Source organism: Paenibacillus sp. FSL K6-1217, from assembly GCF_045040735.1.
Classification (GTDB): Bacteria; Bacillota; Bacilli; order Paenibacillales; family Paenibacillaceae; genus Paenibacillus_AQ.
In genome coordinates this window covers 7,050,812-7,063,763 of record NZ_CP150271.1, presented here as the reverse complement: position 1 = coordinate 7,063,763, position 12,952 = coordinate 7,050,812, and the positions used below count along the sequence as shown (strand labels likewise).

The window sequence follows — 12,952 nt, the reverse complement described above, 5'->3', positions numbered from 1 at the left end:
CTATTTCTCCTCCTTGATCAGAATGCGCTGCAGAATGGTAACCACAACAACAATCCCGAGCAGTATGACAGCCATTGCCGAAGCCAGTCCCAGCTTGCTGTATTTGAAGGCCACATCGACGGTCTGGATGACAAAGGTGCCGCTGCCATTGGAGCCGCCGGTCATGACGTACGGAATTTCGAACACTCCGATCGCACCGCTGACCGCGAGGATCAGATTGAGCTGCAGGATGCGCTTAATGCTTGGAATGATAATATGCCGGAACTGATGCCAGCGGTTCGCGCCGTCTATCTCCGAGGCTTCATAGATATCGCTTCCGATCGAGGAGATCGCGCCAAGGAAGATAATGAAGTTCATCCCCATATACCTCCACACCGAGGCAAAAGCCAGGGAAACGTTGATCAGCTGCGGATTCAGCAGCCATTTCTGCTCCAGCGCCCCGAGTCCGAGCAGATCAAGAATCGTATTAAGCGTTCCTTCCGGCTTGAAGAAGAACAGGAAGATGAACCCGATCGCCACACCGTTCAGCAAGGTCGGAAAGAACAGAATCCCCTTGAACCAGTTCTTCATCCGGACATTGAAGCTTAGAATCGTGGCAAAATAAAGCGCCAGCCCCATCTGCACAAAGGTGGCAAAAAAGTAATACAAGCTAACCTTGAACACGGCGAAGTACTCCGGTTTGGTGAAGATCGTCTTGTAGTTGTCAAAGCCGATGTACTCCATATCCTTGCTCAGCCCGTTCCAGCTGGTGAAGCTGTACTGAAACATTTTAAATACAGGTAAATAGGAGAATGTCAGCAGCAGAACTACGGGTACTAGCGAAAATAAAAAGATGATCAAAATCCGTTGATTTTTATAGCTCAGGTTAGACAATTTGGGCACGCTCCACACCTCCTGAAAACTTACTGCTCTGAAGTCTGCTTCCTACTCTCTGCAAAAGTGAAGGGGACCATGCCGTTACCGGCATCTCCCCTTTCTGTTGACCCTTGATCTACTTGGCAGTCACAATTTTGGCTCTGGCTGCTTTCCATTTATCATTCAGTTCCTTCATGATGTCATCATAGGATTGCTTGCGGTTGCCGATCGCCGCTTCGATGATGACCTTCTTGAAGTCAGGCTGCCACAGGCCGATTTCAGCTTCTTTATCGATGGCATCCACCCAGCCCTCTTCACCGGCTTTAGCTGGAGCAAGCGTGTCAAAAGTAATGTCAGTTCCTGCAAATTGCTTGAGAATTTCCGGCAATTCCGCTCCTTTTACCGGGCTCATGCCTCCGCCTTCTGTAGTCGGATATCCGGACTCATTGATGAACCAGTCCACCCACGCTCTGGCGGCTTCTTTATTTTTGCTGTGAATGCTAACCCCCAGATTATAGTCATCAGACAGCGGAACCAGGATCTTGTCGGCATGGGTCGGGAACGGCATGAAGCCTACGTCATCCGGGTTCGCCGCCAGCGCTTTAATCTGACCGATGGCCCAGGAGCCAAGCATCATCGTACCGATTTTGCCGTTCGCCAGATCCGCCTTGGAGGATTCCCAGTCTGTAGTGGTCGGGTCCTCTTCAATCAGACCCTCTTTGGCTGCGTCATACATTACTTTGTACAGCTCGTAGTGCGGCTGGCCTGGAACGAAGTTATCGTCTGAAGCGACCTGGCCGATGTTGACATATTCACGGTCGCCGGCAACGGTCGCCAGATCTGCTTCCCACTGGGTCAGCGTCCAGCCCGCAGCATAGTTCGTGTAGAGAGGAACAGCATCCGTTTTCTCCTTGATGCTCTTCAGTGCAGCGGAGAACTGGTCGAAGGTTCTTGGAACCTCGGTCACTCCGGCATCCTTGAAGACCTGCTTGTTATAGATCACGCCGGAGAAATTAACCGTAATCGGAATACCGTATGAAATCCCGTCTACCGTCCGCTCTTCCAGGCCTGTATATTGCTGCTCCAGATCAGACATTGAACCCAGCGGCTCGAAGAAGTCCGGCAGATCTTTGATCGCCACGCTGGTAGGCAGGAGCAGAACATCGCCATAATCACTGGTGCTCATACGGATTTTGATCTGATCTTCATAATTGGATAAGGCTTCGAAATTCACTTTGACATTTGGATATTTCTCATTGAACTTGGCGGCGTAGTCTTTGAAAACGGTATCCACAATATCCGTCCGTTGTGTAATCACCGTAATATCACCCTTGATATCCTTGGCGGCATCTCCCTCTGGAGCGGCAGTTGCCTCCGCAGCGGTGCCTGTGTTCCCGCCTGCATTAGTTGCTGCGGCATTCGTGGCATTATTGTTGTCAGATGCACAGCCGGAGAACAACCCTGCCATCAGCGTCAGCGCCGCCAATCCGGTAACTGCTTTGGTTTTTTTCATCATATTTCTGACCCCTCTCTTCATTTGAAACGGAATAGTATAATAACAAAACAATAACAACATAATTCATCTTTCCACTAAACAGAACTTAAATCGTCCTATCTTCATCTTGAATCTCTTGTTGTTATCGCTTTCATTGCAATTATAGACCTTACTATTCTTTTAAACGATGGTTTCAATTGCTTTTTCTGGTCTTCAATTTGTTATTTTTGTTATATAAAATATAGTGGCAGCAAAAACAAAACGTCTGCACCGTCCTTTTAAATGACGGTACCGTTTCAGCGAGAAATAGAAGGAAAATTCATCATGTGAAACATATAAATTTTTATATTTTAAAAAACACTACCCTGTCACTCCCTGAAGAAGTGAAATGGTAGTGCCAATGGGCTCTTTTCCTGTAAAGTGCGGCGCAAGCTTATGATCTGTACCTGCTTTTGTATTCCTTGGGCGTCATGCCGCACATCTTTTTGAACAGCTTATTGAAGTACACCGGATCGCTGTAACCGACTTTGTCAGCAATCTCATAATTCTTCAGGTCCGGATGATGGAGAAGCAGCTTCTTGGCCGCCGCAATCCGGATGCCGATCAGATAGTCCGTGATGGTCTGCCCTGTCTTATGCTTAAACAGCCTGCTGATATAACTCGCATTCATTCCCACCGCCTCAGCCAGCCGCTCAAGCTCGAAATTAAGACCGTAATCCTGCTCAAGAATGCTCTTCATCTGCTCGACTACATAATGCTCCCCGCCTTCGGAAGGCTGATGCGGCATTTCGTCGGGGGGAGCAGCCGCAGGCGTCCGCCGGGTCGCTTCTACACTTTTGAGCAGATCATATAATTGAGCCTTATCAATGGGCTTCAGCAGATAATCAAGCACGCCGAAGCGCATGGCCTTACGGGCGTAGTCGAATTCACTGAAGCCGCTCAGTACTGCTATAGGCAGCTGCTTATGATGTGCTCTCGCTTCTTCAATCAGCTGGAATCCATCCATCCTCGGCATCTTGATATCTGTAATAAGCAGATCGATCTCCTCCAGGCTTAACTCCTGCAGATGGTTCCAGGCCTCAAACCCGTTGCCGTAGGAGCCGATGACCCTAACCTCCACATCCATTCTGGAAGCGATCTTCTCCAGCCCGCGGCGGATCACTTCCTCATCATCCGCAATCATAATCCGGATTACCACCTTATCGCCCCCGTCATTATACCTACTTTGGTAGCGTTATCAATATAAGTATAGACTGTCCAAGTCTAATCGGAAATGTGTCCCTATCCACTTTTATAGTCTTCAATTGACTTCATCCATTTCCCGCTTGAATTTAAGCCTAAAAAGGGTTATAACATAATTATATATTTGTTATTATTATATACTAATATAATAATAACAAATATAAATAAATTAAACTCCAATACCAGCAAGCAAAATTAAGGAGTGAACAGAACGAATATGAACATCGCAACCGAAGTATGGCGCACCCGGCTGGAAGCAGAGCTGAAAGACAATATTCTTGGCTTCTGGATGAAGTATACCCTGGATGATACTCATGGCGGCTTCATCGGTGAAATGGACAATCAGCTGCAGGTGATGCCCGGTGCGGACAAAAGCCTTGTACTGAATGCACGGATTCTGTGGACATTCGCAAGTGCTTACAGAGTGTACGGAACCGCAGAATATCTGGCAATCGCTGACCGTGCCTATGATTATCTCATTCAGAATTTCACAGATTCCGAATACGGCGGATTCTTCTGGATGGTGGATGAACAAGGCGCTGCTTCCCAGCCCAAGAAACAAATCTATGGTCTCGCTTTCGCCATTTATGCCCTGGCTGAGTACCATCATGCCACCGGCCGGGATGACTCCCTTCAGCATGCCACCCAGTTATTCCACCTGATTGAGAAATACGGCTACGACCCTCTTCACAAAGGGTATATCGAAGCCTTAACGCGGGAGTGGGAGATGACCGATCACTTAAGTCTCAGCGCGAAGGATATGAATGAGAAGAAATCCATGAATACGCATCTGCATGTGCTGGAAGGGTACACCGGCTTGTACCGGGTATGGAAATCAGAGACGCTGGGGAACAAGCTGGCAGAACTGATTGCCACGATGCTGGACCACATCCTTGATGAGGACGGCAAGCATTTTCACCTGTTCATGGATGACCAGTGGCAGGTGAAGTCCGGGAACATCTCCTTCGGCCACGACATCGAGGGAAGCTGGCTGCTCTATGAAGCTGCGGAGGTGCTCGGGGATGAAGCATTGCTTGGGCGTGTACGCAAGGCAGCCCTGTCTATGGCCGAAGCCGCACTGAATGAGGGGATAGAACCGGACGGCGGAATCTGGAATGAGGCTGATCTTAACGGTTATATTGATAAATCCCATGAATCCAGAGACTGGTGGCCGCAAGCTGAAGCCATGGTCGGATTCTACAATGCGTATCAGTTAACCGGAGATTCGCGTTTCCTTAAGGCTGCTGAGAACTCATGGAACTTCATAGAGAAATATATGATTGATCACAAGCTGGGCGAATGGCACTGGGGTGTGGATGAATTCCTGCAGCCGCTGGCCCATGCACCGAAGGTCAGCGCCTGGAAATGCCCCTACCATAACAGCCGGGCCTGCTTCGAGATGATCCGGCGGCTTGGCGAAACATTACATTTGAAGGAGACTATATAATGAACACAATCTTTGAAGAGCGCAAGCAGGCTTTGACCGAACGCTATGAAGCACTGATCAGCCGCCCCAATGAAAAGCAGCCTTACGGCAACGGGATCTATGACCGCTACAAGTATCCCCTGCTCACTGCTGAACACGCCCCCTTGATCTGGCGTTATGACTTCAATCCTGAGACCAACCCGTATTTCGCAGAGAGAATCGGAGTGAACGGCGTATTCAATCCGGGTGCCATCGAGCTGAACGGCAAATTCTACATCGTAGCCCGGGTGGAGGGCAATGACCGCAAATCCTTCTTCGCCATCGCCGAGAGCAGCAGCGGTGTGGACGGCTTCCGCTTCTGGGATCATCCCATTGTACTTCCCGAGACAGCAGACCCGGACATCAACGTCTATGATATGCGCCTTGTACAGCACGAGGACGGCTGGATCTATGGTCTGTTCTGCACCGAACGCAAGGATCCGGATGCCCCTCATGGTGATTTATCCAGCGCCGTTGCCCAGTGCGGAATTACCCGCACCAAGGACCTCAAGACCTGGGAGCGTCTCGCCGACCTCAAGACCGGCTCCGCCCAGCAGCGCAATGTGGTCCTGCATCCAGAGTTCGTAGACGGCAAATATGCCTTCTATACGCGTCCGCAGGACGGGTTCATCGACGCCGGCTCCGGCGGCGGCATCGGCTGGGGCTTAGCAGAGCAGATTGAGAACGCCGTTATCACCAGTGAGACGATTATGGACCAGCGTTACTACCACACCATCAAAGAAGTCAAGAACGGCCAAGGCCCGGCTCCAATTAAAACTCCGCTCGGCTGGCTGCATATCGCCCATGGCGTCCGGGCCACGGCTGCCGGACTGCGCTATGTGCTCTATGCTTTCTTGTCTGACCTTGCTGCGCCTGACCGCGTGACCCATGCCCCGGGCGGACACCTTATTGCTCCGGACGGCGAAGAACGCGTCGGCGACGTCTCCAACGTTGTCTTCTGCAACGGTGTAATCGCCCGTGACAATGGAGAGGTATTCATCTACTACGCTTCCTCCGATACCCGTATCCATGTAGCCACCACCACTGTAGACCAACTGCTGGATTATGTCATGAATACTCCTGAAGATCCGCTTCGCTCCTATGCCTGCGTACAACAGCGCATTGCTTTGATCGACCGGAATTTACAGTTGAAATAACGTAAACAAGCGGAAACGGTACCGTCCTTTCATAGGACAGTACCGTTTCTTTTTGAAAGAATTTATATGCTTGGGGTCCCCGCAAAGTTTTTGAGTCATCATCGAAGCTAAAGCTCCACTTTGCGGGGTAATTTTGCTGCTTCAAGCCCAGGGGTTGCCCACAGAGTCCCGGTGGACGATATCTGCCGAGATCAGAATCTTCTCAAGCGGTGCAGCGGGATTCTGAATCCGGCTTAGCAGCTTCTCTACAGCAGCCCGGCCCATAGCTTCCTTAGGCACATGAACGGTTGTAAGCGGAGTAACCCCCCGCAAGGAATCCTCGATATTGTCAAAGCCAGTCACCGAAATATCAGCAGGAATATCAAGCCCTGCTTCCCGCAATACGTCGCTAACCGTGAGCGCTATGAGGTCGTTCGCGCACACGAGCGCAGTGGGCAATGTACCCGATTCTTGACGCGCAGCGACCCAGCGTCTGAATTCTTCGCGGAGTGCGACATCCTCCATCCCCTCCAGCAACAGCCCGTCATCAATAGCCGGGGTCTTCAGATGACTCTCCTCCAAGGCGCTGCGGAACCCGATCCAGCGGTCACGGAAGCTGCGGGAGTAGCGGATATTGCCGACAAAGTGAAATAACGTATGTCCGCTGCCGATCAGGTGGTTGCAGAGCCGGGCCATAGAATCGGTATTATTCGCAAACACGGTATCACACGGAATTAGGGCATCCTCATGATCAATCATGACCATGGGAAGCCCGGTCCGATGCACTTCAAGCAGCAACGAGGTGGAGATCTGCCCGACTCCGATCAGACCAAGCAGGCCGTCCGGATTAAGCACATTAGCAAAATTATCCGCCCTATGCTCTGAAATGATCACCATGCCAAGCCCTTCCTGATCTAGCGCCAGCGCAATGCCATCCACGATTTTACCCCAATACAGGGAATCTTGGGTCTGCGAGCGGATATTGGGCATCAGCACCAGCACGGATTGCTTATTGCGGTCCTGCTCTCCCGTCAGGGAACGGCGCTTCGGACTCTGTACATAGGCGTTTGCTTGGGTGAAATATCCAAGCTGAGAGGCGGCTTGAATGACCCGCTCCCGGGTGGTCTCATTGACCCCCTCCTTGCCGGAGAGCGATTTGGATACAACGAACTTGGATACCCCAAGATGATCGGCTATTTTTTGCATCGTTACTTTTTTGGCCACAACAATACCTCCAGAATGTGATCTTGCTTGCTGTGCAGTGCCCGGTGGTTACGGAGCAGCCTGCTGACTCCTGCGTGCTTCCTTCCATTTCGAATTCAACTGGTCCAAGGATTTCTGCAAATCCGGGGCCGCGAGCAAGTCCTGAATATAGTCGCCTGACCAGAAACTCAGCTTCGCTCGGTTCGCCATGTCAATAAAAGTATCCGTCTGCACCGTAGCCTCAACCAGCTGCGGATGATAGGACAGGAACTCGCTGTACTGCGGCAGGGCAGGCTCGTCCGAATGATCCGCCGGAAGGAATCCCCAGTCTGTCGCATACGAGGTTTCTGTAATGAAATACTCCAGCCAAGCCATCGCCAGCTCCTTATGGCGGCTGAACCTGCTGACGCCCATGAACCAGTCGGGATTGAGCGCAGCATAATGGGCCGGATCGTTGTCATAGGGAAAAGGGAAAAAGCCGATGTCCTCCGGTGAAGCTCCTGCAGCAATAATCTGCCGGATCGTCCAGTTCCCCTGCAGGTACATGCCTGCTTCTCCTTTGGCCAGCTTGGCCTTGGAGACCTCCCAGTTGTTGGAGAACAGCTGCTCCTCGACATAACCCTTAGCCATCATGGTTCTGGCAATTCCCAGAGCCTGCCCCCATTCGTTATCCATCTGCCAGGGGCTGTCTTCATGGACCATATCATTCAAATAATCAGGGTTACCCGTCATATAATTAACCAGATTATTGCCCCACTCCCGCAGCGGCCAGACTGCCCCGTAATTCATATACAGCGGGATGATACCCGCCTGCTTCAGCTTGGCGCAGGCCGCGTAGAATTCATCCAGCGTCTGCGGCACCTGTTCAATACCCGCCCGCTCAAAAGCCTTCTTGTTATAGACGATTCCGCTCGTGGTAGTGCCTGTAGACAGCCCGTATCGCTTGCCGCCATAAGTAGCGAAGGTCGAGAATCTCTCCTGCGCTGCTAATTCCTCACTCAGAGGCTCGAAGAACAGCTCCAGCTCCTTCGCGGGCAGATTGACCGGAAGCAGCAGCACATCCCCTGTATCCTTGGTGGACAAGCGGACCAGGATATCCGTGGCATAGCTGGACAGCCCCTCAAATTCCACATGAGCCTCAGGATACCGCTTCCTGAACTCATTGGCGTAGCCCTTGAATGTTCCATTCTCAATCAGATCAATCCGGTTCGTCAGCATCACGATTGTACCGGACAGCCCAGAGGGCGCTTCATCTCCGGCAGTAGCTGCCGGGGCGGGGGCCGGACGGCTGTTGCTCTGGCTGTCACAACCCGCTGACAGCAGGATAAACAGCAGCAGCAGAAAAGTATACACCGGAAAGCGTAAAATCATCCTTTTCAAGCCCATTCCTCCTCAAGGGATCTTCCCTTCAATTACAGTGCCATGCCCCGGCAGCGGCAGCGATAGTATGACATCCGTACCCTCGCCCGGCTTGCTGAACACCTCAATACCGTAAGCCGGCCCATAATGCAGCTGTATCCGCTGGTGTACATTGATCATGCCAATCCCGCCATTGATGCTCTTCTTCGGGGGAGTCTCATGTCTAAGCCGCTCCTTGAGGGTATCCAGCGTGACTTGATCCATTCCACAGCCGTCATCGCGGATATGACACAGAAGCTTATGCTCTGTATATTCACATTTGATGCTCAGATGCATCCGGGGCTTGGTATCATCCAGACCGTGATACGCAGCATTCTCAATAATCGGCTGAAAAACCAGCTTAATCATGGAATAGTTGTCAAGCGCCCCCGGAACATCAATCGTCAGCTCAAATCTTCCCGGATAGCGGCTGCCCAGCAGCTCCACATAGTTCCGTACATATAGCAGCTCCTGCTTCATCGTTGCCCAGCCGGTCAAGTCACTGGTGCTGTAGCGAAGCAGCTTCCCCAGAATGGAGATCATGTCAGCCGCTTCCACATCATCATTGATCTCCGCCGTCATCCGGATGGTTTCGAGCGTGTTGTAGATAAAATGCGGATTGATCTGGCTCTGAAGCGCCTGCAGCTCCGCTTCCTTCTTCTGCTCCTCAATCCGGTAAATGTCGTCAATCAACTGGCGGATGCGGGCAAGCATCCGGTTGAATTGATGCCCCAGGAGGCCGATCTCGTCACGGCGTTTCACGCGGAAGGTGACATCGAGGTCGCCGCTCTGTACCTTTTTCATCAACTGAATCATCCGGGTCAGCGGCTTGGTCAGGGCAAACGACAGAATGATCGAGATGATCAGAGCCAGCACAATGATGATTAGAGTAGCGCCTATAGTAGCATTGCGGGTCAGCTTCACTCCACGGGTCAATTCATCCACCGGTATGGAAATAATCACCTTCCAGCTGGTCTTGGATGAGCTTGAATAGATATTAAGCCGGTCCTTACCGGATACCGTGTCATAAAAGCTCCCGGAGCTTCCCTCCGCAGAACGGAATAAGGAGGAGCGGGAAATATCCGCAGTCAGCAGCTTCTGGTCGCTGTCATAGATGACTTTTCCCGAATGATCCACGATAATCGATTTCCCATGGGTTACCTTATCCAGCTCAGCGATCTGATTCTCCAGATTACTGAAGTTAGCCTCCACCGCGATCAGGCCGACCGGCTTCCACAGCCCGTCCAGAAGGGGACGCACTACTGTAAAGGCATAACGGGTGCTCTGCAAATTGCTTGTATACGCCTGTGTTCCCAGAAGGGTCGCTTCTCCGCCGGAGTCTTTCACCTGCTCACTCCAGAACCTGTAGCTCTGCTTCAGATCCAGCCGGACCCCTCCATCCTTGGCAGAATAATATCCGTTCCCGTAAGCATCAAAAATATAAACGGAGTTGGTTCCCCGCTTAATATTATTGATAAACGAAATATTCTCTTCGATGCCCCGCTGAATGGACAACAGGAGATCCAAGTCGCCGGGAGCCATGAGGGCTGTGTCCTGCTTGCCTTCCATCATCTGCTTTTGCTCATAATAGCGGTTCGAGCGGATCAGATTCTGCTTAATATCATTAACGTAGGCGGGCATGGAGGATATCCGTTTCATATCTTCTATGTAATCATCGATGGAATCCATCATCTGATCAATCAGCTTCTCGGAATAGGCGACCGTGTTCGCCTGGATGGATTCCGAGTAGCTCTTGAAGCTGATCACACTGATGACAGACAGCGGTAACGTGATAATAACCAGAAAGACCAGCAACAGCTTGCGCTCCATGGACATGTCCTCAATATAAGACCACCAGTTGTAATTGCGTCCTGCTTTCATTCGGCCTTCTCCCTGGTCCAGAATCTCCATAACTAATTCAGCAAACAACAATAACAAAATCCTAACAAAACCATTATACGCATACGCTTAAGGATGCACAAGGACATATCCCCCCCACAAGTCCAGCTATGCTGAAAAGGGCGCCACGCAGCCAAATATCGGCTTGCGTGACGCCCTAGAATCCGAATCTAAAAAACGGTTCTGAACATTATTTGATCGTAAACAGCGACAGCTTGCTCTCCAGCTGTGTGGAAGCCCCTTGCAGCTTATTCGACAAGGCTACGAGGTGGTCGCTGACATTCTGCTGCTCACTGCTGAGTGAAGCTACTTCTTCGGAGGTTGCCGAGGATTGCTGTGCTACGGCGCTCACATTCCCCATCGCTTCAGACAGCACACCCTGCGAATGGTTCAGACTGTCGATGGCCCCGGTTACAGACTCCAGACTCGTAATGAAGTCTTCCATCTGCCCCTTCACGGATACGAAGATCTCACTGGTACTCTTCACGGAGACCATCTGTTCCTTGAACAGCGGAGCCACTTGCGACAATACAGTTACCGTCTCGTCCATCTCAGCCACAATCTTATCGGTAATTCCTGCGACCAAGGCAATGGACTGCTTGGACTGGTCGGCAAGCTGCCGGACCTCCCCTGCTACGACCATGAAGCCACGGCCGGCTTCGCCTGCTCGCGCCGCTTCAATCGTTGCATTGAGGGACAGAATATTTGTCTGCTGGGTAATATTCTTCATCACATCCAGCACCTTGATTACGGAATACACCGTTTCCTTAAGGTTGTTGACTCTATCCACCAGCGCAGAGGTCATCTCGCCGGTGCGTCCGGTCTGATTCAGCAGCTCTTCCAGCTGTACAGCACCCTGTCCGCTGGCTTCCCCAACTCCGCGGGCTGCCTGATCCATCTCGGAATTGGCGGCAATTACACTCTGCATCTGCGTGGCAATCAGATCTGTCAGCTCATTGCCGCGCTCGGCTTCCTGGGCCAGGCTTCCGGCACCGCCGGCAATCTCTTCCGTGGCCGCAGCGATCTCCTTGGCGGAGATTGCCGTCTTGCGCGAAGCATCCCCCAGTTCACCCGCTGTCTCCAGGACTTCGCGGGCTGTATCTGAAGTCTGGGCAACCAGCTCCGTAATCTTACCCATCATCATATTGAAGGAGGCCGACAGCTGGCCGATCTCATCCTGCGAGACATACTGGGTACGGACACTCAGGTTGCCTTCGGCTCCTTGCAGCATCAGGTCCTTCAGGCGCGCCAGCGGCTTGGCAATCAGCTGGACCATCCAGAAGCCGACCACCATGGCCAGCAGAGCTGCCGCTCCCGCAGCAATAAAGGTGGTTACCAGAATCGGAGTGGCCGCTTCAACCAGCTGTCCGGTAGGCACTACACCTGCAAGCTTCCAGTCTGCCTTCTGCATCGGGTTGTACACGGCCAGGATATCCTCTCCGCTCTCATCCTCAGCTTCCTTGCTGTCATTGTCCGCTTTGCTGTCCTTGATGAAGCTCAGTGTGGAGGCCTTGCCGTCCTCTTCAGGCTTCGAGGAAGCTACTACCGTTCCATCCGGGGCAACGAGCTGAATCCGCGAGCCATCCCCAAGCTCCACACTCTTGAAGGCTTCTTCCAGAAGAGTGCTCTTAAGCTCCAGCATAACTACATAAGAGGCGTTGGAGCCCAGATTCTTGAGCGTTCTGACCATAGCCAGATTCTTGCCGCCGCTGCCCTCAACGGCCGTAGGGAACCAGTAGTTCTGTGCGGATTTGCCTTCTGTCGTATAATAAGGCTCATATGAGCTTGAATTCTTGACCACGGTCTTGTACCATTCCTGTGCTCTCACATCATCGCCGGCCAGGCCGGTGCTTCCGCTGGAGACAATCCCCATCTCCGGGTCCTCGGGAATGAGTGAGATGGCGACTATATTGGCATCCGTTGTAGTCTGGCTGGACAGCTTCTTGCTGATCGCATCGGTAGCCACGAACTTATCGTAGCTGCTCTTCGCCGAAGACAGCTCTGTCAGATTCGCCTGCATCTGGGTATCGAAGTATAACTGCAGTGCCAGATTCTCATACTGCTTCAAGGTAATGTCCAGCTTCTCCGAGGTCTGAATAATCGTCTGCCGGTTGGCTTCGGACACATTTTCTTTAATTGTAGTCTTAGCTTTGTTGTAAGACAGAAGTCCCAAGAACAGGACAACCACCACAATAGAGGATAAGAAGATCAGGAACAGCTTAACCCCAACGGATTTTGTCGGGTTCACCCTTTTCACCT

Annotated in this window: 9 protein-coding genes; 2 read left to right on the top strand and 7 right to left on the bottom strand. The window is 51.7% G+C overall.

Features of this window, described 5'->3' with window-relative positions:
- The 3 genes from MHH28_RS30990 to MHH28_RS30980 all read right to left on the bottom strand — a co-directional run bounded on the left by MHH28_RS30990 (window position 1) and on the right by MHH28_RS30980 (window position 3,548).
- Window positions 1-882: a carbohydrate ABC transporter permease gene (locus tag MHH28_RS30990; RefSeq protein ID WP_405109243.1), complete on the bottom strand. Its 882-nt coding sequence runs from the start codon at window positions 880-882 to the stop codon at window positions 1-3.
- A gap of 109 nt (window positions 883-991) precedes the next feature.
- Complete coding sequence (locus tag MHH28_RS30985; RefSeq protein WP_405117347.1) at window positions 992-2,368, bottom strand: ABC transporter substrate-binding protein; 1,377 nt, start codon at window positions 2,366-2,368, stop codon at window positions 992-994.
- Window positions 2,369-2,783: 415 nt separating this feature from the next.
- A complete protein-coding gene (locus tag MHH28_RS30980; RefSeq protein ID WP_405109240.1) occupies window positions 2,784-3,548 on the bottom strand; it encodes a response regulator in 765 nt (254 codons plus the stop codon).
- A gap of 261 nt (window positions 3,549-3,809) precedes the next feature.
- Here MHH28_RS30980 and MHH28_RS30975 point away from each other — a divergent pair, with 261 nt between their 5' ends.
- Together MHH28_RS30975 and MHH28_RS30970 are read left to right on the top strand one after the other, a co-directional pair.
- Window positions 3,810-5,039: an AGE family epimerase/isomerase gene (locus tag MHH28_RS30975; RefSeq protein ID WP_405109238.1), complete on the top strand. Its 1,230-nt coding sequence runs from the start codon at window positions 3,810-3,812 to the stop codon at window positions 5,037-5,039.
- Window positions 5,039-6,214 (top strand): glycosidase, encoded by a 1,176-nt coding sequence (locus MHH28_RS30970; RefSeq protein WP_405109236.1) that lies wholly within the window; start codon window positions 5,039-5,041, stop codon window positions 6,212-6,214. The genes MHH28_RS30975 and MHH28_RS30970 overlap by 1 nt, the downstream gene beginning before the upstream one ends.
- Before the next feature lie 141 nt (window positions 6,215-6,355).
- Here the strand turns inward: MHH28_RS30970 and MHH28_RS30965 are convergent, their stop codons facing one another.
- From MHH28_RS30965 to MHH28_RS30950, 4 genes are all read right to left on the bottom strand, one after another.
- Window positions 6,356-7,417: a substrate-binding domain-containing protein gene (locus MHH28_RS30965; RefSeq protein WP_405109234.1), complete on the bottom strand. Its 1,062-nt coding sequence runs from the start codon at window positions 7,415-7,417 to the stop codon at window positions 6,356-6,358.
- Window positions 7,418-7,465: 48 nt separating this feature from the next.
- Complete coding sequence (locus tag MHH28_RS30960; protein WP_405117345.1) at window positions 7,466-8,767, bottom strand: ABC transporter substrate-binding protein; 1,302 nt, start codon at window positions 8,765-8,767, stop codon at window positions 7,466-7,468.
- A 21-nt stretch (window positions 8,768-8,788) separates the two neighbouring features.
- Window positions 8,789-10,675 (bottom strand): sensor histidine kinase, encoded by a 1,887-nt coding sequence (locus tag MHH28_RS30955; protein ID WP_405109231.1) that lies wholly within the window; start codon window positions 10,673-10,675, stop codon window positions 8,789-8,791.
- Window positions 10,676-10,883: 208 nt separating this feature from the next.
- Window positions 10,884-12,941 (bottom strand): methyl-accepting chemotaxis protein, encoded by a 2,058-nt coding sequence (locus tag MHH28_RS30950; RefSeq protein WP_405109229.1) that lies wholly within the window; start codon window positions 12,939-12,941, stop codon window positions 10,884-10,886.
- Window positions 12,942-12,952: the final 11 nt, after the last annotated feature.

Bases quoted from the DNA above. Each gene is read 5' to 3' on its own strand.
- MHH28_RS30985 (WP_405117347.1), bottom strand. From the start codon at position 2,368: ATGAAAAAAACCAAAGCAGTTACCGGATTGGCGGCGCTGACGCTGATG.
- MHH28_RS30975 (WP_405109238.1), top strand. From the start codon at position 3,810: ATGAACATCGCAACCGAAGTATGGCGCACCCGGCTGGAAGCAGAGCTG.
- MHH28_RS30970 (WP_405109236.1), top strand. From the start codon at position 5,039: ATGAACACAATCTTTGAAGAGCGCAAGCAGGCTTTGACCGAACGCTAT.
- MHH28_RS30960 (WP_405117345.1), bottom strand. From the start codon at position 8,767: ATGATTTTACGCTTTCCGGTGTATACTTTTCTGCTGCTGCTGTTTATC.
- MHH28_RS30955 (WP_405109231.1), bottom strand. From the start codon at position 10,675: ATGAAAGCAGGACGCAATTACAACTGGTGGTCTTATATTGAGGACATG.